Origin of the sequence: Gluconobacter cerinus (genome assembly GCF_002723935.1) — a bacterium.
GTDB classification, from domain to species: domain Bacteria; phylum Pseudomonadota; class Alphaproteobacteria; order Acetobacterales; family Acetobacteraceae; genus Gluconobacter; species Gluconobacter cerinus.
In genome coordinates, this window is the sequence record NZ_BEWM01000001.1 from 593469 (window position 1) to 612786 (window position 19318).

Here is a 19318-nt window from a genome sequence, read left to right on the forward strand (position 1 = left end):
TTTGCACTCTGTCAGAGTTTCCTCATTAGGGTGCGCCTGATCAGTCTGCCCGGCTAAAACTCTCCGCAAAATAACGGCATCGGTTGCGAGCAGTCACGCCATGCTCTGCCCCAACTCTTGACGCCCCATCGCACTTGCCGTTCAAGATGCAGGTTCATCGAGCCAGCATGAGGATGATTGTGTCAGACTCGCATATTTTCTGGCGAACAGCTGCTACGGCCGCCCTGTTCGCACTGACCGGCTGCGCCAGTCAGAACAGTGTCCGTCCGTATCCGGCCCAGACTCCCAACGCACAGTATGCGAACGGCACAACAGGTCCGGTGGGCTACAACAGCCACGTTCCGGACTTTGCGACCCGTAATTTCGAGCCGTTCAACCGTCAGGACGTCGCAGCGATTGCCCTGCGTGAATGGCGGATGTTCGGTGCCCCCGTATCAGATGATGACCCGGAAGACCGACCGGAACCCACCGATCCTGCCCTGAAGCCGGAACGCATTCCGGGATTGTGGCAGCGCATTGGTGAATACTGGTGGATTGGCCAGGACCCGTATGAAACGGAAGCTGGCTGGACGGGCAAAACCGATGCGAACGGCACACGTTTCGAAGCCGTGCATGACGGGCGCTACGCCTGGTCGGCAGCATTCATTTCTTACGTCATGCGTGTCGCCGGCGCGAATGACCGCTTCCCGTATTCGCCTAACCACGCGACCTATATCAATGCGGCCGCCAGTGGGCAGTCCAGCGGTGTCAGCGCGCATGATCCGGGAAGCTACACCCCGAAGATCGGCGATCTGATCTGCGTAGGCCGTGGCCGTAGCAAGACCGTGACATTCTCGATGCTGCCTACGTCTTACGGTTTCCCGGCCCATTGCGGCATCGTTGCCGCCGTCAATCAGAATGACCAGCCTTTCGGTCATGAGCTGAGCATCGTTGGCGGCAATGTGGACGACGCCGTGTCCCTGACACATGTCCCCACGGATGCGAACGGCCGGATCGCTGATGGTTCAGGCCACAGCTACGACAGCCGCTATCCGTGGTGCGTCGTCCTTGAAGTGCGTTATGACGCCGATCAGGAACCTGACAGCGGCATGTGAACGAATGGCAGTCCCCCGGCGCGCCAGCCCGTGCCGGGGCCATGCTTGTCTTCGAAGCCATCGACAATATTGCTTACATCCGCATATCCGGCATGTTCAGCCAGAAGCGCTGCATTATGGGAGCGCATCCCCGACCGGCACAGAAACAGGACGCGACTGTTCTGATCAGGCACGGCATTCAGCAGTCCTTCCAGAAACATCTGCTCCAGACCCGGCTGCCACGTCAGACACACAACGGGCCTTGGCAGGGCAGAAGAATCGGGCAGGCCAATCTCCGCCCATTCCACAGGTGTCCGCACATCGACGAGGATGCTGTCGGCTTCATTTGCAAGCACGTCCCATGCCTGCTTTGCTGTCAGTACCTTCATGGCCTTCCTCATCCCTACAAAACGCGGTCTATAATTCCGTTAGCACAGGAGTGAACGTATGACTGACATCACCAGCCCACACCAGTCCGTTTCGGCAGGGTGGCAGAGCACCTCCTCCAGCATGACGGCCGCCATTGGCGGAACGCCGCTCATCCGTCTGAAGCGCGCCTCCGAAGAAACCGGCTGTGACATCTACGGCAAGGCGGAGTTCATGAACCCCGGCGGGTCTGTCAAAGACCGTGCAGCACTTGCCATTATCGAAGATGCTTTCCGCACTGGCGCTCTCAAGCCCGGCGGAACCGTTGTCGAAGGAACAGCTGGCAATACTGGCATCGGACTGACGCTTGTGGCCCAGGCCATGGGCTGCAAGGCGATCATCGTCGTGCCGGAAACCCAGAGCCGCGAAAAGCTCGACTTTCTACGCATGATCGGCGCAGACCTGCGACTGGTCCCTGCCAAGCCGTTCCGTGACCCGGGCAACTACGTTCATGTGTCGCGTCGTCTGGCTGAAGAAACAGGCGCTTTCTGGGCTAACCAGTTCGACAATACTGCCAACCGCGAAGGCCACCGCACCACGACAGCCGTCGAAATCTGGAACCAGACGGGCGGAAAGATTGATGCCTTCACCTGCGCCTGCGGCACCGGCGGCACTCTGGCAGGCATCGGAATGGGCCTGCGGGAACAGGCTGCGGCGGCAGGCAAGACGTCCCCAAAAATCGTGCTTGCTGATCCGGAAGGTTCGGCACTCTATGGCTGGGTAAAATCCAACGATCTGACCATCAGCGGCGGTTCCATCACGGAAGGCATTGGCCAAGGACGTGTCACAGCCAACCTTGAGGGCTGCGCACCTGATGATGCAGAGCGAATTGCAGACCCGGAAGCGCTGGAGCAGATCTTTGCCCTGACCGCAGAAGAAGGCCTGTCCGTCGGTGGTTCGTCAGGCATCAATGTTGCAGCAGCTATCCGAACTGCAAGGAAGCTTGGTCCTGGACATACGATTGTTACAATCCTGTGCGATGGAGGGGCAAGGTATCAGTCCAAGCTGTTCAACCCTGAGTTCCTTCGTGCGAAAAACCTCCCGGTTCCCTCCTGGCTGGCGTAAGCACGAAAGTGGCGCGGCAGACCTGAACCGCGCCACAAGCCGATGGAAGGTAACATTATCATGGGTACAGAAACCCTTCCCCATCTTCTGGTCGTCGATGATGACCGTGAAATCCGGGAGCTTCTGAGCAAGTTCCTCGAACGGAACCACTTTCGCGTCACGGCTGCGCGCGATGGTCGTGAAGCCCGAAAAGCCTGGGCCAATGGTCATTACCAGCTTGTGGTTCTGGACCTGATGCTTCCGGGCGAAAGCGGCCTTGAAGTCGCCCGCTGGCTGCGCACCCAGGATAATGTCCCCATCATCATGCTGACAGCCATGAGCGATGAAACCGACCGGATTATCGGGCTGGAGTTTGGCGCCGATGATTACGTCGCCAAGCCGTTCAATCCCCGCGAACTCCTCGCCCGCATTCGCGCTGTGCTGCGCCGGACGGTGGATGCCTCCGAAAAGCGCCAGGCCACAGATACCCGCAAGATCATGTTTGCCGGCTGGTGCCTCGACCCGGTCCGCCGCCGTCTGCTCAACCCGGATGGAGCAGAAATCTCCCTGACGGGTGGCGAATATGACCTTCTGATCGCGCTGCTGGAACGCGCCAACCGCGTCCTGACCCGGGACATGCTGCTTGAGCTGCTTCGCGGCCGTCAGGCTGGACCATTCGACCGCGCCATTGACGTCGCCATCAGCCGCCTGCGTCGCAAGCTGGAAGATGACGGCCGGAATGCACAGGTCATCAAGACCGTGCGTGGTGGTGGTTACGTCCTTGCAGCAGAAGTCGAACGCGTCTGACCGTGCGCTTTTTTCCCAGTTCCCTTGTCGCCCGCACCAGCCTGCTCCTGATTGTTGGGCTGGGCGTTATTGAACTTGCGGGACTGGGGATCCACGCGCTTGATCGCCTTGATCTGGCTGAACGCAGTCAGATGCATGACTATCAGATCCAGGTCTTTTCCATTTACCGCACGATTGCGGAAACAAAGGCGGAAGACCGGAAAAACGCCATAGACGACCTGCACATCCCGTCGAACACAACAGTTCTGCTGCTTCCGACGCCGGATCAGGAAATCCATAGCCACAAAATCCCGCTCCCCTTTTTCGCATCCGGGGGGCTCTCTCAGGGGCGGTTTCATGCACCGCCGCCGGGCTTCGGTCCGGGCGGGGCTCCATTTGGTCCAGGAGGGATGATTGAGCCGGGCCTTCCGGGAGCAGCCCCGCCGGGTGAAGAACATCCATCTGGCGCTCCGGAACACGGCCCTTTCCCTGACGAACGGAACTTTGACCGCCCTCATGAAGGCGGCCCCGAAGGATGGTACGGGCCGGGACTGGGTGGCCGCGAAGGATATCGGGAAATCCCGCCTTTCATGCGCGGATCATTCCTGCCTTCATCCCTTTATCCACTTGAAGTCTGGGCCGGGCAGGAACTTCGTACACATTCCACGTCAATGCTGTTGCCGGATGGTCAGTGCTGGCTTGTCATCCGTTACGTCATGCCCTTGCCCAACCCTTTCGAAGCGCCGACATTCATCATTGCGTTCCTGATGATGTCCCTCTTCGGAGGGGCCTTGATCCTCTGGGCCACACGTCGTCTGATCGCCCCCGTCACAACACTGGCCACCGCTGCCGAAGCGCTTGGCCGGGACGTGAACAGCTCAACGGTTCTTCCGGAAAACGGCCCATCAGAGATCCGTCGCGCTGCTATTGCCTTTAACACGATGTCCATGCGGATTCGTCGTTTCGTCTCGGATCGAACGCTCATGCTCACGGCGATTGGACACGATCTGCGCACACCCATCACACGACTGAAGCTGCGCGCCGAGTTCATTGACGATGATGAACTGCGCAACAAGATTCTGGCGGATCTTGATGAAATGGAGGCCATGGTGGCCGCCACACTGGCTTTCGGTCGTGACAGCGCCTCTAACGAACAGGTTGTCTTCCTTGATCTGCGCACCCTGCTGCAAACCATCATGGATGAAGCAGCCGAAAGCCATCCGGATCAGGCAGACGCGCTTGTCTATGAGTTGCCGATGCAGCCAGTCCGCATTCAGGCACGGTCCGTGGCACTCAAGCGCGCGCTGAACAATCTCATTCTCAATTCTTTGAAATATGGTGGAAGTGCGCATGTCACGCTCATTCCACCGACAAAAAAGAAAGAAAAAGATCGCACTGCCCGCATCATCATTGAGGACAATGGCCCCGGCCTTCCCGAGAGCGAGCTTGAACGGGTTTTCGAACCTTTTGTGCGGATCGAAACCAGCCGCAATCGTGAAACAGGTGGCACCGGCCTGGGACTTTCCATCGCCCGGACAATCCTGCGGGCACAGGGCGGCGACGTGCGCCTTCAGAACCGTGGCGAAGGCGGCCTGAGGACGATCATCACACTGGCAGCGTAGGCCCCTCTCCTCATCACTTCTCTGCCATCCATAGCCTGAACCGCTCAAAGGCGGTTCCAATCTGTTCAGCATGTCTTTCTATGTCAGGGACGCCCCAACACAGGAGAGCCAAGGCATGAGTGACCAGAACTTTCGCAGCATTCTGACAGGATCATTTTCGACACCATGCGCAGACAATCCGACTGTCGCCATGATCGAAGCCGCATACATCCATGAAGGGCTGAACGCGCGTTACATTAACTGTGACGTCAAGGCAGACAATCTCGCTGCCGCCGTCAAAGGTGCCAAAGCCATGGAATGGGTCGGGTTCAACTGCTCCCTGCCCCATAAGGTCGCAGTTCTGGAGCATCTCGATGCTTTGGATGAGTCAGCAAAACTGATCGGGGCAGTTAATTGCGTCGCCATCAAAGACGGGCGCCTGACGGGCCATAACACCGACGGCAAGGGGTTTCTGGCGTCCTTGAGAGAGATCACAGATCCAGCCGAAAAACGCGTTCTCCTTCTTGGCGCAGGTGGAGCTGCACGTGCGATTGCCGTTGAACTTGCACTGGCCGGCGTCGCCCATCTCACCGTCGTCAATCGTGACGTCAAGAAAGCCGAGACCATTGCTGCGCTGGTACGTGACAACTCAAGCGCAGATGCCGAAGCCAAGCCCTGGCAGGGCGACGTTTCCGTTCCCGAAGGCACAGATATCGTCATCAATGCCACATCCATCGGCCTTGGTGATCCGGAGGCGATTCCTCCTGTGGACATCAAAAGCCTGACCAAAGGGCAGATTGTTGCGGACGTCATTCCCAACCCACCGCAAACACGCTTCCTTCAGGAAGCCCACGCGCAAGGCTGCACGACCCTCGATGGCTTGGGAATGCTGGTCAACCAAGGGCTGATTGGCGTTGAGATCTGGCTGGGCAAGACGCTCGATGGAGACGTGATGGCCCAGACACTGGAAGAAATTTTTGAATCATCCGGAGACTGAACTCCGAGACCCCTCCGTCTGGCACACAGACGGAGGGGTTTGCATTTTGCCTAGATAGGCTCTGCCCGGCGACGCAGCCAGACTGTCAGAACGAGACAGACCGCCGCCAGCAACACACCCCACCAAAGTGAAGGCATCGAAAACAGGGCTAGAAAGTCCAGGTGTCCGGTTACGATCTTATCTGTTGGCGTATGCTGTACATCAAACCCATCAGACTGGGTGGCGATGATCTTCATCTGGGCATCGTGGAAGCCAGTCCCGGGAAAATGCAAAAAGCGGTCCCATATGATGCCCGTAATATGGTTCGTACGCAGACCAATGGCTTCCACAATATAGAGACCCGCCAGTCCCCCTAATACCCACACGGCAGGCACGGTTCTGACACTGGCTGAGACCAGGAACAGAACGGCATAAATCGGTAACCACCACAGAGTATTCAGCACGATATAGGCAACATCATCGATTATCAGATGACCTACACTGGCTTGTTCTGCCAGACCCACCGGAGAAATTCCGTATGCCTGTGCAGTCGCGACAATAAGAACGACCGTCGCCACCCAGCTTAAAAACAGCGACAAAAGAGGGCCGATCGCAAGCACAACACTCGCCTTGGCCGCCACACTCAATCGGTCCGAGACAGGCAGAGACTTCCAGAAAAGCACCGACAGATCCTTACGTTCATTATAGAACGTACCGAGCGCATAGATGCACCCCACCGTCAGGGCTGCGACATTGGCGATCCCGAACAGCATTTCCGCCGTGATCCTGAACATCAGGATTGGTGGAACACTTTCTGCCGTCCCTTTCATGACCTTGAGGTGGCTCGTGTGCAGCTGCAAGCAGAGAAGAACCAACGGCAGACAAACCATTACCAAGGGGCCGAGTATCAAAAACCGGTTTCCCCAAAGCTCTCGCCTGACAGACCAGACGTATTGCTTCAGCGGCCACGTCATTTTTCCATATTCGCTCATGCCCCTGCCCCTTTCCTGTTCCCACGGTTCTGTCCCATCAGCACCAGAAACAGATCGGCCAGTCGCGGCTGGCGTGTTTCGCCAAGGGCCGCCAGTTCACTGTGCGGCACACCATCAAAAAGCATGATCGGCTGCCCCATGATGAGCCTTTCACTGATCGGCCCCAGATGTCGGGCAGCGTCCGAGGTCTCCGCTCTGGGTTTCAGTTCCACGAAACGCTGCGCCAGATTTTCCATGCTATCCTGCAACGTGATGCGACCATCCCCGATCAGGATCACATCCGTGAGGATATCCTCGATTTCCTCGACCTGATGGGTCGTCACCAGAATGGTGCGGTCATGATCGAAGTAATCATTCAGAAGCGTGATGTAGAATTCGCGGCGATACAGCAGGTCCAGCCCCAGCGTCGGCTCATCAAGCACCAGCAGCTTGGCATCAATCGCCATGACCAGCGCCAGATGAAGCTGCGCGACCATACCCTTGGACAAGTCCCGTACTCGGGAACGCTTCTGAATGTCAGTCCGGGAGAGAAAGTGCTCCGCCCGGCTCCGGTTAAACCGTGGGTGAACGCCTTCGACATAGTCCAGAACCTGCCAGACCTTCATCCAGCGCGGCAGCAAAGCCACATCGGCAATAAAGCAGACATCCTGCATCATCGCTTCGCGCTCACGCCAGGGATCACGCCCCAGAACCCTGAGGGAACCTTCATAGGGGACAAGACCCAGAATGGCATTCAGAGCCGTCGTCTTGCCTGCGCCATTAGGCCCGATCAGCCCGACAATCCGGCCTGATGGAATACTGAGGTCAATGCCCAGAACACCTTTGCCCCCGCGATGCACTTTTCGCAGACCCTGTGCTTCAATACAGATCATGCGACATCTCCCTCTTTGAGAAGATCATCCAGGCTGAGACCAAGACGGCGGATTGTCCGTAGCGTTTCCGGCCATTGTTCTGTCAGGAATTTCTGACGTTCGCTCTCACCAAGACGCGCTAGCGCACCCTGCGCCACGAACAGTCCAAGACCACGACGCTTCTCGACCAGCCCTTCATCAGAAAGCTGCTGATACGCCTTCATCACGGTCAAAGGATTCACCTGACATTCGGCTGCAACCTGTCGAACCGACGGGATCGCATCACCCTCAGCGACAGCACCATCCAGCATCATGCCGACCACCCTGTCCCGAAGTTGCTGATAGATCGGCTGGCTCTCATTCCACGCACCATCCACAACACACCTCCTCAAATCTCTCTGCCCGGGACTCCATTTCGTACGCCTCATTTCCGTTCTGGTGATTTACATAACTATATCACCAAATCGGAAGCAAGAAGATTTCCGCACCGGCCTGCCCGCGACGTCTCCAGCCGCAGGTCAGGTCCTTTCAGGTTTGGACAAAAATAAAGCGTCATCTTCCAAGAGATGACGCTCTAAAAAACCTCAGATCCAGCCATGCTGGCAGATCAGAACATGGCGCGGTCTGGAATTGTATTTCCGTACGGTGAAATGTTCTCAATCGTCTGAGAAAATTTTTCATTATTTTTAGAAGAATCCGAGAATCCACTACCAGAACATGCAGACATCACCAGAAACAATGGAATAAATGCCAGAGCAAATACTGGTTTTACTGTCTTGTTTTTTGTCATTTTCTCGTCCTCTTCTTGTTTTTTTTCGGACCATACTCCTTAAAAAAAATATTAAAATTAGATATTTTGGATCATGAAAACCTATTTATAAAAAAAATTTATAAAGGAATTTGGCGCTACAAAAGCATATATGCGTTGAAATTATTCTGTTTATTTTCATATCTTTAGAGGAAACAAGCGCACTTTGATAAAGACCCAAAAAGCTCTTCATCTACGCATTGAGGTACGATTTCGCGGTAAATACTCGCAGGTTGAGCGGGCAACCTTCGCACGAAAGTATTTTGCATATTATTTCTAAAATATTGGTGCTTTCGGAGTGAACGCAAAAAAAAGCCTGCCTGAAAATCAGGCAGGCTTTACGTCTCAAACGCGGATTAATCTGGCGGCAAAGAAGCCGTCCATTCCGCCCCGATCCCACCAAAGACCGGGATGTGTTCGGAAAAATCCTTCCGGCGTCCGGGCAATCGCCATGTCCGCCAGTTCTTCATCCGTGAACGGCACATGCTTCCAGCCCCCGCGTTCAAGCGCGGCTGCGATGCGATCTGGACCTTCTTCATCCTGAAGAGAGCAGACGGCATACATCAGCATGCCACCCGGCTTCAGCATGTCACGCGCCGCGTCAATGAACGCGTCCTGACCTTCTGCCAATGCCGTGACATCACGCGGGCGTTTGATCCACAGCACATCCGGATGACGGCGGAACGTCCCTGTTGCTGAACACGGCGCATCCAGCAGCACCGCATCAACCGGTGCTTTCGGGCGCCATTTCAACCCATCTGCAACAATCGTCTCAGCAGTTGCGCGCATCCGGGTGATGTTCTCACGTAGCCGAACTGCGCGGGACTCTTCCTTTTCGATGGCCGTGACATCTGCGCCGGCAGCAGAAAGCTGAGCCGTCTTGCCTCCTGGGGCCGCACAGAGGTCAATCACCGTCTTCCCGGCGACATCCCCCATAAGCTTCACAGGCATGGCAGCAGCCACATCCTGCGCCCAGAACTGCCCCTCTTCGAAGCCTTCCATTGTCGCGATCCGTGTCCCAGCCGGATAACGCACAGTTCCCGTTGGCAGGACATCGCCGCCTTCAGGAGCCGTTGCCCCCGGGCGCAGGCTCAGATCCAGCGGCGCCTCACGATGCAGCCCGCGGGAAATGGACCGTGCGCGATGGCCCCAGGCGCTCCACAACCACGCCGGAACATCCAGTCTGGCGTCATCGAGCCCTTCCAGAAGATCGCGCCCTTCACGCGCCACACGCCGAAGCACAGCATTCGCCAGCCCAGCGAAAGGCGCCAGACCGCGACGACGCAGCAGGTCAACAATCGTGCCTACCGCGGCATGCGGCGGCGTTTCCAGATGCAACAGCTGCGCCACACCCAGAAGCAACGCACACCGCACAGGCTCGGGTGGCTCACGGCGCAGCATCGGCTGAAGAATTTCAGTCATGCTCCCCATGTACCGTAGCGTTGTTGCCGCCAGACGATGCGCAGAAGCACGATCCCGCGGGTCCATTGGCCCGGCACGGTCCAGCGTCGTTTCGAGCATACGGCGATGTTCGACCACACCGCAGACAATGTCGAAGGCAAGATCACGTGTCGGATCCGGACTGGGACGGCGCTCCTGTCCCGGCTTCGGACGGCGTCCTCCCTGGCGGGACGCGGACGGGTTCTTCGGACGGCCGGAGCCGCGAGGGGGCGTATTCTGTGTCATTATCGGGCGTTGATCTCTCGCATGCTGCCGAAATCGCATCTTGCGGCGCCGGACGCAATGGAGTCTTCTGCCGCAATGTCCGATCAGATTGCAGAAAATCTCTCCGCCATCCGTAGTCGCATCATTCAGGCCTGCGAAACATCAGGCCGCCCTGCCACGGATGTGGGCCTCGTTGCCGTTAGCAAATTTCATCCGCAGGATGCCGTGGAAGCGGCCTTGAAGGCCGGTCAGCGCGTCTTTGGTGAGAACCGCGTTCAGGAAGCAGCCTCCAAATTTCCAGCGCTTCGTGAGACCTGGCCAGACCTGCGCCTGCACATCATCGGTGGCCTCCAGACCAACAAGGCCGTCGATGCCTGTCGCATCGCAGATGTGATCGAGACTCTGGATCGCCCCGCCCTTTCTGATGCGCTGGAAAAGGCTGCAGAGAAGACAGGCCGCCTTCCGGAGTTGCTTATTCAGGTCAACACAGGGAACGAGCCACAGAAATCTGGCATCCCCCGCGATGAAGCCGACGCGTTCATCAAGGCCTCAATGCTGCGCTTTGGAGCGAAGGTGCGTGGGTTGATGTGTATCCCGCCAGAAGATGAAGATCCCGCTCCGCATTTCCACTTCCTGACACAGCTTGCACAGCGCCACGGACTCCCCGTGGTGTCCATGGGCATGTCGGCTGATTTCGAGACAGCCATTGCCGAAGGCGCCACTCTTGTGAGGGTTGGAAGTGCCATTTTTGGCTCCCGCCCCATGACCGGATCCTAACGCGCACCTTGCATCCCTGTAAGAAATCTTGTCATGAGGGGGAATAGACCACGCTTCGACACATCCCTGTGAGGCGATGGTTTCCTGCGATGCCCGTAAATGGAACCACCGATGCCAGAACACGACGGCGATCACGCTTCCCCTCCTTACCCCGGCGCCGGGGTTCCGGTGGACAGCGGCGAAGTCCTTCAGACCATCGAACAGGCGCACAAAGACGGAAACACTTCTGAACTCGGTGACACAGAGGGCGCTGGCGGCCACAAGAAGCCCGGCGGCTTTGGCGCGCTTCTGGCTGTTCTGGGTGTTGTGTATGGCGATATCGGAACGAGCCCGCTCTACGCCCTTCAGTCTTCCGTCGGCATTGTAGGATCTGCCAAGCATCCGGCAGCAGCCTGGGAAGTCATGGGACTGGCCAGCCTGACCTTCTGGGCACTCATGCTGATCGTGACGTTCAAATACGTCATCCTCATCATGCGGGCAGACCATGACGGCGAAGGCGGCATCATTGCCCTGATGTCCCTCGCCCAGCGCGTCTGCAAATCTCAGAAATTCCGATGGCTATTCGGTCTCGTCGGCATTGCAGGCACCTGTCTTTTCTTCGGGGACAGCATCATTACGCCGGCCGTGTCGGTGCTTTCTGCCGTTGAGGGCATCGAAATCGCCGTCCCCTCTGCCAGCCATGTCATCATCCCGATCGCGATGGTGGTTCTGGTCGCTCTTTTTGCGGCGCAGGCCCTCGGAACGGGCAAGATCGGCAAGGCTTTCGGGCCGATCATGGTACTCTGGTTCACAGTTCTGGCCATTCTCGGTGTCCGCGGGATTCTGCTTTACCCGCACATCCTGCTGGCACTGTCTCCTACCTTTGCCCTCGAATTCATTGTCCTGCACGGATACCTGTCGTTTATCGCGCTGGGATCTGTCGTGCTGTCCGTGACGGGTGCAGAAGCACTTTATGCTGACATGGGCCATTTTGGCCGGGCCCCGATCCGCAAGGCATGGCTGTTTTTCGTTCTGCCATCCCTCACCCTGAACTATTTCGGCCAGGCGGCTCTGCTGATCCATGATCCGGCAACACTGGCCAACCCGTTCTATCATCTCGGGCCACACTGGGCGCAGATCCCGCTTCTGATCCTTGCCACCTTCGCAACCGTCATTGCGTCTCAGGCCGGTATCTCGGGTAGCTTCTCGCTCTGCCGCCAGCTCATTCAGCTTGGCTACCTGCCGCGCACCCGCATTGTGCACACCAATGCCTCCGAAGAAGCACAGATCTACCTGCCGTCCCTGAACTGGATCCTCGGTTTCGGCGCACTGGTACTGGTTCTGTCCTTCCGCTCCTCCGCTGCACTGGCCGCTGCATACGGCATCGCCGTGACCGGTACGTTCCTGTGCACCTGCGTTCTGGCAATGGTCGTGTTCCGCCGCACCTTCAAGTGGAGTGCTGCTGCCGTCGGCGCCGTGTTCGGACTGTTCTTTGTCGTGGATGCGGTGTTCTTCTCCGCCAACGTCCTGAAGATCCCGGATGGCGGCTGGGTCCCACTCGCCATCGGTATTATCAGCACCATCGTCATGACCACCTGGAAGCGCGGACGTGGCCTGATTGCCGCCAAGCAGCAGGCTGACTCCATGCCCATGGCCTCGTTTCTGGCTCGCCTGCCGCAGTCTCGGACCATCCGCGTTCCAGGTCTAGCGGTCTTCCTGACGGCCAATCCGGATGTGGTCCCGAACTCGCTGCTGCATAATCTGAAGCACAATAAGGTCCTGCATGAACATGTCATGTTCGTGACTGTGCAGAACCTTGATCAGCCAGAGGCTGAGCGTGGCCACCGCACGATCGTTCAGGAACTGGCCCCGAACATCAATCGCGTGATCGTCCGCTACGGCTTCATGGAAATGCCAAACCTGCCGCGTGCGCTCATGGAACTGAAGGCACTTGGTGTGGCGTTTGATGCCATTCAGGCCTCGTATTTTACGTCCCACGAGCTTGTGGTTCGCTCCCGCGTTCCCAAGATGCAGCTCTGGCGGATGTGGCTGTTCCTGCTTCTCCTGCGTAATGCCGCCTCCACCACGGAATTCTTCCGTATCCCGCCTGATCGCGTGGTGGAGTTTGGCGTCCGGATTGCAATTTGACCGAACCTCTTTCTCTCTACATTCACTGGCCATTCTGTCTGGCGAAGTGCCCTTACTGCGACTTCAATTCCCACGTCCGGGATGAAATTCCGCAGAAGCGCTTCGCCGCAGCCTTACGTCGTGAACTGGCGCATGACGCGGCCCGTCTGGGCCGCCGGCCACTCCGCTCCATTTTCTTCGGTGGCGGCACACCGTCCCTGATGGCTCCGGAAACGGTCGCAGCTCTTATCGAAGATGCGCATCAGCTTTTTGATGCCGAGCCGGATCTGGAAATTACGCTAGAAGCAAATCCGACCAGCGTCGAAGCCGGAAAATTTGCGGCTTTCCGTCAGGCTGGCGTAAACCGCGTCTCGCTCGGCGTGCAAAGCCTTCGCGACGACGCCCTGAAGATGCTCGGTCGAGAACACTCCTCGGGACAAGCCATTCGTGCACTCGAAATTGCACGCACGCTGTTTCCGCGCATTTCGTTTGATCTGATCTACGCCCGCCCCGGCCAGAGCGATGCTGACTGGCAAAATGAACTGTCCACCGCGTTGGATCTGGTGGCGGATCATCTGTCGCTCTATCAGCTCACGATTGAACCCGGCACGAAGTTCGAAGCCCTTCACCGGCGTGGAGAGCTGAAGCTCCCGGATGCCGAAGACGCTGCGCGCCTTTATGACCTCACGGGCGATACGGCCGCAAAGCACGGTCTCCTCCCCTATGAAGTGTCCAACTATGCCCGGCCCGGCGCGGAAAGCCGCCACAACCTGACGTACTGGCGCTACGCAGATTATATCGGCATCGGCCCCGGCGCGCATGGTCGCCTGACTTTGGATGGAGAGCTTTACGCAACCCGTCGTCACCGTGCCCCCGAACCTTGGGCGGACCGCGTTGAAAGAACGGGTTCTGGCAGTACGGACGAAACCCTTCTGTCTGCGGAAGAACGTGGCCGGGAAGCGCTTCTGATGGGGCTGCGTTTGTCTGAAGGCATCAATGAAGCCAGATTTGCCGACCGCACGGGTAGACCGATGGAAGATTGCGTCGATCCGTTCATGCTTGAGGCTTGCCTGGAAGAAAACTACCTCACCCGTGACGGCGGAATTCTAAAGGCGACGGGGGAAGGAAGACTTCGTCTTGAAGCATTACTGGCAAGATTGGTCACATGAAGGCATGATCGGGCGTTAATTAACAGGACGAGACCATGCGCCGATCCATTCTCTCTGCCCTCCTTGCTGCCTGCGCTCTGACCGGCATTGCGTCCGCTGCCCCTGTGGCTCCGGGATATTATATTCAGGATAACGACTATCTCGGCCCAGGCGGCTCCGACATCCAGTCCGTCATCCCGCTGCTCAACCGCGAAAACGTCAATCTTCTGGCTTTGACCGTGACGATCGGCGACGACTGGGAGAATGCTGAATCCGCGCATCTCCGTCGCTTCCTGGAAATTGCAAAGCAGACCCAGGTTCCCGTAGCGGATGGCGCTACCATGCCACTCGTCAACACCGTCGCGGCAACGAAGCTTCGTGAGAAGCAGTACGGCACCATTCCCTGGAAGGGCGCATGGGGTGGGCTGGGCTCCATTGACCACACTCCAGAGACACAGCCCGCACTCGGCAAGATGGCCGAAGGCACACCACACATGGCCGTCGATCCGCTCCCCGCGGCGATGGTGCTGATCAAGGCCGTTCATGATCACCCGCATCAGGTCACGATTATTGCGGCAGGTCCTTTGACCAACCTCGCCCTTGCCATCCGTCTGGACCCCACCTTTGCCGCTACGGCCAAGCAGCTTGTATTCATGGGTGGCCTGCTGGACTCCAGCATGATGTCCATCACAGGCAATGCGGACTTTGCCTCAGACTTCAACATGATCGGCGATCCGGAAGCAGCCCACATCACACTGACCGCGCCGTGGGCTGCCATCACATGCGTCGGCAATGTCTCCAACGACGTCATGATGACGCATGAGCTGATGAACCGCATCGCGGAGAAGAAAACGCCGGTCACGGAGTATCTTCAGAAGTTCTACGGCCCACTTCCGCTGTGGGATGAACTGACCTCTGCAATTGCTGTCGAGCCAGATCTGGTTACGAAGTCTGTCGATGCCTATATGGACATCAACACGGCACCCGGCATGGATTACGGACATGCGCATGTCTGGCCGGACGCGACTGCACCCAAGGGCATGGGCCTTCGCAAGGTGAAAATCGTCCAGTCCGTGGATACGAAGCGCTTTATCAACGAGTTCGTCGCCCAGGCTCAGAATGCCATGGGAACGCACTGACACCAGACTTTCCGGAAGGGCACCCGACATGCTGAACATCATCAAGCTGGCCGTCGGTTGCCCGACCATCGAGGTACTGCGTGAGCGCATGCAGCACCCGCGTGTAAACGGTCATGGCGCCGTCCCCACGCGGACAATGCCCAAGCGTGCAGCCGAAGTCCTGGACGGCGGCTCTCTTTATCGCGTGATGGACGGCATGATTCTGTGCCGTCAGCCCATTATAGGGCTTGAGGCCTGCCGTCGCCCGGACGGGACGGAAGGAACGCTGATTGTAGTCTCAGACGACATCATCCCCGTTCAGCCCCGCACCATGCGCCCCTTTCAGGGATGGCGATATCTGGACCCAAAAGATGCGCCCCCTGATCTCGGCCAGTCGGCGGGCAGTGATGGGGTTGCTGATCTTCCGCCTCAACTCCGTAGAGAGCTGGCAGAACTCGCTTTAATCTGAAAACGCTCCCTCAAAAGGGCCGATATGGAACAATACAGTCATTCAAGCGTTCAGCCTGAACGCCGAGACTGCATTGCAGGCTCTCTCCTGCCCTGAAGGAGATTTTCCTTGCCTCCGTTCCATTCAATTTCTCGCAAAAGACTGCGTCACGCGTCCTTGTTTCTGGCCGGAAGTCTGTGCCTAGGTGCGGCTCCTGCGCTTCAGGCCGCTGATGCACCTGCGACCGCCAGTGCACCGTCAAAGGCGCAACTCCTGCCGGGCAAAATTGTCTATGCCCAACTCACAACGCCAGACCTCAAAAGCGCCAAAGCTTTTTACGGTTCGCTTCTGGGGTGGACCTTCCAGGACGTTCCCGTCTCAAAAGGGCAATATGCACAGGCGTTGGTTAACGGAGCGCCAGTCGCAGGACTGGTCGAGCTTCCGCGCATGGCACATCACGGGGACCCGCTTTGGCTCCCGTTCATTTCCGTGTCAGACGTAAAAGCGGCCGCAGAAGCAACGAAAATCTGGGGGGGCCATATTCTCTTCAAACCTCAAATGGTTGAAGGACGAGGCCACGAGACTGTCCTGGCAGATCCGCAGGGTGGCCTGTTCGCCGCACTCCATTCCAGCGCAGGTGACGAGCCGGATGTTGAGACGCCACCCGCTCAGGGAACATGGATCTGGAGCGCCCTACTGACGAACAATCCCTACGCAGCGGCCGGATTTTACCAGAAGCTATTTGGATACACGGTCGAAGCAGTTCAGGACGCCAAGCGTGGCACGGCTTATTTGCTGGCATCCCAGTCCTTCGCGCGTGCTACAATCAATCCGCTCCCCGCTCGCCTCCCTGAAGGTGCACACGCCCGCTGGATGAACTTCGTGCAGGTGGACAGTGTGGATGCTGCGGCCAAGAAAGCCGTAACGCTTGGCGGGACAATTCTCGTACAGCCCCATCCAGACCGGCAGAACACCACCATTGCCATTATCGCCGACCCTGCAGGCGCGGCCTTCGGGCTGATGGAGTGGCATGACCCCAACGCATCGGGGGACGCAAAATGATCAGACGTTTATCTCGCACACTGGCCCTCATGGGCGCCTTTTTCCTCGTCCCGCTTTTGTCAGGCTGCGTTGGTTATGACGGCTACGACGGATATTATGGCGGGGGTGGCTACGGCGGCAGCTACTACAACACTGGCTGGGGCGGCGGTGGCTGGGGCGGCTGGGGACCGGGCTATGCTGTCGGACCGGCCGGAGGCGGCCGCTGGAGAGGTGGATACCGCGGTGGCGGCCGACCTAGGGGTGGCCCACCCCCAGGGAGACCCGGAGGAGGCGGTCGTCCGGGCGGAGGCGTCTCTGGTGGTGGCCGCCCCGGCGGCGGTGGCTTCCATGGCGGAGGCCCGGGCGGCGGAGGAGGCCCTGGAGGGGGCGGACATGGTGGCGGCGGTCACGGTGGCCCCGGTGGTGGTGGACGCCACTGACACCCTGCTCAGGGGCTGGAGAGAACCGGTCCCTGAGCTTCTTCACTGGCAGCGGGGCGATCAGAACGCTTCAGCGCCGCAATACTCGACATGATCTCACCACTCTCAAGCTGCCCCGCAATTTCCGCGAGGGGCTCTCGTGCTTCAAGAGCTTCGGCCTTTTCCTTCCAGAACTGGCCGGTCTGAGGATCAGGCGCACACAGCCCGGCAGCCATATCAAACCGAAGCAGCGTGACTTCTCCGCTCAGGCTTCTAAGTGCGCGTAACAAGGCATGCATGCGCTCCGCCCCCGGCCCCACACCAGAAAGCCCACCAAGAAGCGGAAGCGAGCCACGGGCAAACTCCGCCCGTGTGGTGTCAATCCCTGCCTGACGCTGCGTCCGATCTGTAGAAACCGTATCATTGCCATTCAGCACGGCGGACAGATAGCGAATGTTCCCCACAATCGCGGCGCGCAACAGACCGTCCATGTCCTGCGTCTGCCGTTGGGGAAAAAGTGCAAAAGCGCAGCCAAGTCCAATCAGGCTACCAAGCGTATTATCCAGAATACGGAGCCATGCGACACCATCAGACGGCATCGTCATTTCCGTGACGATAATGAAATGTGCGCTCAGGAACAGGACCAGAAGCGTATAGTTGACCGCGCGCATGGCAATCGCGCCAATCACGAACAACGCAAGCGCGACCATCATTTCTGTCGGCCCCGGCAGGAACGGCGTTGCCAAAAGTGCCAGAACACCCCCGCCGATTGTTCCCAGAACGCGTTCCAGAGCCCGCACCAGGGTTGTCTGGCCGGAGGGCTGGATAACAAGCAGTACGGCCACAAGAGCCCAGAAGCCATAGCTCAGGCCAAGCCACTGCGTTGCCAGATAAGTCCCCAGAAGACCAACGACCATCCGGAGGGCATGACGCCAGATCACAGGCGTCAGCCGGGCAACGTGCTTGGGCGCATCAGCATCAAAAGGGAGCCGGGCTTTCTCAGCCAGACCATCCGCGAGCGTGCCCAGCGTCCGTGCACTGGTCGCCACCAACTCTCCGATCGTGCCAGACCGCACACGAATACGATCAGCTAAACCGAGCGCTTCCCCGGAAAGGCGCTTCAGATCGGGATTCGGCGACAGAGCAGCCTCACTGGCATGCTGACAAAGCGCCGAAAATGCTGCGAGCGTTCCTCGTGCTTCGAAATCCAGTCCGCGCGTTTCAACAAGATGCTCAACAGCAAGCATCGCCGTGAAAAGACGTTCTGCGCCGGCAAGAGAGGCAATCAGGCGACCACGCATACTGTAACTGGCATGGCCTGCATCAATCTGAAGGGCAACGCCTCTCGCCCGCTCAATGGCCGTGCGGATCGTCTGGCGATGAACCGTCTCCTGAAGACGACCTGCGGCCAATTCTCCAGCCATAACGGCAAGAAGCTGATAGCAGCCACCGACAGCCCTCCGTGCAGGCGCATAGGGATGCTGCGGCCACAGGATCAGGCACAGCACGATCGCCCACGTTCCACCGCCACCGAAGGCGAGCGCAATCGTCAGAGCATCGTTGAATGAATGCGCCGGAAACCCGATCCCGGCGAGCATGACGCAACCCAGCAACGCGCAGAGGAGTGCCATGCTGGGAACTAAGGCACGTGCCAGCCCCGCGAACAGGCCCGTCACGATCAACCAGGGAATAACCCCCCAATACGGGAATGTCGCAATCAGGGACGTCACACCGCCCAGTACCGCACCCGCAACCGTAAAAATGCCGAGGATGCGCAACTGCTCACGCGGTGTACCACCGGGTTCAATTAGACAGCACCAGAATGCTGCAAAAGCAGCCCAGGCAAAAACAGCCTGATGGAAATAAAGAGCAGGAAGAAGGGCAACAACTGTTGCAAGGGCCGCCCGGACACCCTCAGCAGGAGCAAGTTGCTCCGGGCTGAGGGGAACGGAATGACGGGCCAGAAACTGTGACAGGAAAGTCAGATGACGGGTGCGGTTCAATGAAGCCTGTCGCGCCAGTGGATCACGCACCGTCAT

The 19318-nt window shown here is 58.3% G+C and carries 19 protein-coding genes; 12 read left to right on the forward strand and 7 right to left on the reverse strand.

Features of this window, described 5'->3' with window-relative positions:
* The first annotated feature begins 173 nt into the window (after positions 1–173).
* Positions 174–1094: a DUF2272 domain-containing protein gene (locus tag GCE01_RS02735; protein ID WP_086634000.1), complete on the forward strand. Its 921-nt coding sequence runs from the start codon at positions 174–176 to the stop codon at positions 1092–1094.
* On the opposite strand, the gene GCE01_RS02740 is transcribed toward GCE01_RS02735, so the two are convergent.
* Positions 1070–1462: a rhodanese-like domain-containing protein gene (locus tag GCE01_RS02740; protein WP_174694771.1), complete on the reverse strand. Its 393-nt coding sequence runs from the start codon at positions 1460–1462 to the stop codon at positions 1070–1072. The genes GCE01_RS02735 and GCE01_RS02740 overlap by 25 nt on opposite strands.
* A 58-nt stretch (positions 1463–1520) precedes the next feature.
* On the opposite strand from GCE01_RS02740, the gene GCE01_RS02745 reads away from it, so the two are divergent.
* From GCE01_RS02745 to aroE, 4 genes are all read left to right on the forward strand, one after another.
* Positions 1521–2564 carry a cysteine synthase A gene (locus tag GCE01_RS02745; RefSeq protein ID WP_099210754.1) on the forward strand — a complete coding sequence of 348 codons (1044 nt, stop codon included), beginning with the start codon at positions 1521–1523 and terminating at the stop codon, positions 2562–2564.
* 60 nt (positions 2565–2624) lie between these two features.
* A complete protein-coding gene (locus GCE01_RS02750) occupies positions 2625–3350 on the forward strand; it encodes a response regulator (protein ID WP_046900890.1) in 726 nt (241 codons plus the stop codon).
* Positions 3351–3352: 2 nt separating this feature from the next.
* Positions 3353–4951, forward strand: coding sequence for an ATP-binding protein (locus GCE01_RS02755; protein ID WP_099210756.1), 1599 nt, complete (start codon positions 3353–3355; stop codon positions 4949–4951).
* Positions 4952–5066: 115 nt separating this feature from the next.
* On the forward strand, positions 5067–5927 hold the full coding sequence (gene aroE, locus GCE01_RS02760; RefSeq protein ID WP_099210758.1) for a shikimate dehydrogenase: 861 nt from the start codon (positions 5067–5069) through the stop codon (positions 5925–5927).
* A 50-nt stretch (positions 5928–5977) separates the two neighbouring features.
* Here aroE and GCE01_RS02765 read toward each other — a convergent pair whose 3' ends face one another.
* From GCE01_RS02765 to GCE01_RS02785, 5 genes are all read right to left on the reverse strand, one after another.
* A complete protein-coding gene (locus GCE01_RS02765) occupies positions 5978–6898 on the reverse strand; it encodes an ABC transporter permease (protein ID WP_099210760.1) in 921 nt (306 codons plus the stop codon).
* Entirely contained in the window at positions 6895–7770 is an 876-nt protein-coding gene (locus GCE01_RS02770; RefSeq protein WP_099210762.1) for an ABC transporter ATP-binding protein, read from the reverse strand. The genes GCE01_RS02765 and GCE01_RS02770 overlap by 4 nt, the downstream gene beginning before the upstream one ends.
* A complete protein-coding gene (locus tag GCE01_RS02775) occupies positions 7767–8126 on the reverse strand; it encodes a GntR family transcriptional regulator (RefSeq protein WP_080951414.1) in 360 nt (119 codons plus the stop codon). The genes GCE01_RS02770 and GCE01_RS02775 overlap by 4 nt, the downstream gene beginning before the upstream one ends.
* Positions 8127–8356: 230 nt before the next feature.
* Positions 8357–8539: a hypothetical protein gene (locus GCE01_RS02780; RefSeq protein WP_099210764.1), complete on the reverse strand. Its 183-nt coding sequence runs from the start codon at positions 8537–8539 to the stop codon at positions 8357–8359.
* Between the two features lie 363 nt (positions 8540–8902).
* Positions 8903–10243, reverse strand: a complete 1341-nt coding sequence (locus GCE01_RS02785) for an RsmB/NOP family class I SAM-dependent RNA methyltransferase (protein ID WP_046900016.1) — start codon at positions 10241–10243, stop codon at positions 8903–8905.
* 21 nt (positions 10244–10264) lie between these two features.
* On the opposite strand from GCE01_RS02785, the gene GCE01_RS02790 reads away from it, so the two are divergent.
* The 7 genes from GCE01_RS02790 (at position 10265) to GCE01_RS16780 (ending at position 17300) form a co-directional block, all read left to right on the forward strand.
* Positions 10265–10999, forward strand: a complete 735-nt coding sequence (locus GCE01_RS02790; RefSeq protein WP_099210766.1) for a YggS family pyridoxal phosphate-dependent enzyme — start codon at positions 10265–10267, stop codon at positions 10997–10999.
* Between the two features lie 99 nt (positions 11000–11098).
* Entirely contained in the window at positions 11099–13126 is a 2028-nt protein-coding gene (locus GCE01_RS02795; RefSeq protein ID WP_064273768.1) for a potassium transporter Kup, read from the forward strand.
* Positions 13123–14274 carry a radical SAM family heme chaperone HemW gene (gene hemW / locus GCE01_RS02800; RefSeq protein WP_099210768.1) on the forward strand — a complete coding sequence of 384 codons (1152 nt, stop codon included), beginning with the start codon at positions 13123–13125 and terminating at the stop codon, positions 14272–14274. Before GCE01_RS02795 ends, hemW begins: the two co-directional genes overlap by 4 nt.
* A gap of 35 nt (positions 14275–14309) precedes the next feature.
* The gene (locus tag GCE01_RS02805; RefSeq protein WP_099210770.1) at positions 14310–15392 is read left to right on the forward strand and encodes a nucleoside hydrolase; all 1083 of its coding nucleotides are present in this window, start codon (positions 14310–14312) and stop codon (positions 15390–15392) included.
* Between the two features lie 28 nt (positions 15393–15420).
* Positions 15421–15840, forward strand: coding sequence for a DUF1489 family protein (locus tag GCE01_RS02810; RefSeq protein WP_046900021.1), 420 nt, complete (start codon positions 15421–15423; stop codon positions 15838–15840).
* A gap of 108 nt (positions 15841–15948) precedes the next feature.
* Positions 15949–16881 (forward strand): VOC family protein, encoded by a 933-nt coding sequence (locus GCE01_RS02815; protein WP_099210772.1) that lies wholly within the window; start codon positions 15949–15951, stop codon positions 16879–16881.
* Positions 16878–17300 (forward strand): hypothetical protein, encoded by a 423-nt coding sequence (locus GCE01_RS16780; protein ID WP_099210774.1) that lies wholly within the window; start codon positions 16878–16880, stop codon positions 17298–17300. Before GCE01_RS02815 ends, GCE01_RS16780 begins: the two co-directional genes overlap by 4 nt.
* An 8-nt stretch (positions 17301–17308) precedes the next feature.
* On the opposite strand, the gene GCE01_RS02825 is transcribed toward GCE01_RS16780, so the two are convergent.
* Complete coding sequence (locus GCE01_RS02825) at positions 17309–19318, reverse strand: FUSC family protein (protein WP_099210776.1); 2010 nt, start codon at positions 19316–19318, stop codon at positions 17309–17311.

What these genes read in the sequence shown, in the direction of transcription:
- GCE01_RS02735 (WP_086634000.1), top strand. Translation starts at nt 174, where the DNA reads ATGATTGTGTCAGACTCGCATATTTTCTGGCGAACAGCTGCTACGGCC.
- GCE01_RS02740 (WP_174694771.1), bottom strand. Translation starts at nt 1,462, where the DNA reads ATGAAGGTACTGACAGCAAAGCAGGCATGGGACGTGCTTGCAAATGAA.
- GCE01_RS02745 (WP_099210754.1), top strand. Translation starts at nt 1,521, where the DNA reads ATGACTGACATCACCAGCCCACACCAGTCCGTTTCGGCAGGGTGGCAG.
- GCE01_RS02750 (WP_046900890.1), top strand. Translation starts at nt 2,625, where the DNA reads ATGGGTACAGAAACCCTTCCCCATCTTCTGGTCGTCGATGATGACCGT.
- aroE (WP_099210758.1), top strand. Translation starts at nt 5,067, where the DNA reads ATGAGTGACCAGAACTTTCGCAGCATTCTGACAGGATCATTTTCGACA.
- GCE01_RS02765 (WP_099210760.1), bottom strand. Translation starts at nt 6,898, where the DNA reads ATGAGCGAATATGGAAAAATGACGTGGCCGCTGAAGCAATACGTCTGG.
- GCE01_RS02770 (WP_099210762.1), bottom strand. Translation starts at nt 7,770, where the DNA reads ATGATCTGTATTGAAGCACAGGGTCTGCGAAAAGTGCATCGCGGGGGC.
- GCE01_RS02780 (WP_099210764.1), bottom strand. Translation starts at nt 8,539, where the DNA reads ATGACAAAAAACAAGACAGTAAAACCAGTATTTGCTCTGGCATTTATT.
- GCE01_RS02785 (WP_046900016.1), bottom strand. Translation starts at nt 10,243, where the DNA reads ATGACACAGAATACGCCCCCTCGCGGCTCCGGCCGTCCGAAGAACCCG.
- GCE01_RS02790 (WP_099210766.1), top strand. Translation starts at nt 10,265, where the DNA reads ATGCTGCCGAAATCGCATCTTGCGGCGCCGGACGCAATGGAGTCTTCT.
- GCE01_RS02795 (WP_064273768.1), top strand. Translation starts at nt 11,099, where the DNA reads ATGGAACCACCGATGCCAGAACACGACGGCGATCACGCTTCCCCTCCT.
- GCE01_RS02805 (WP_099210770.1), top strand. Translation starts at nt 14,310, where the DNA reads ATGCGCCGATCCATTCTCTCTGCCCTCCTTGCTGCCTGCGCTCTGACC.
- GCE01_RS02810 (WP_046900021.1), top strand. Translation starts at nt 15,421, where the DNA reads ATGCTGAACATCATCAAGCTGGCCGTCGGTTGCCCGACCATCGAGGTA.
- GCE01_RS16780 (WP_099210774.1), top strand. Translation starts at nt 16,878, where the DNA reads ATGATCAGACGTTTATCTCGCACACTGGCCCTCATGGGCGCCTTTTTC.
- GCE01_RS02825 (WP_099210776.1), bottom strand. Translation starts at nt 19,318, where the DNA reads ATGACGGTGCGTGATCCACTGGCGCGACAGGCTTCATTGAACCGCACC.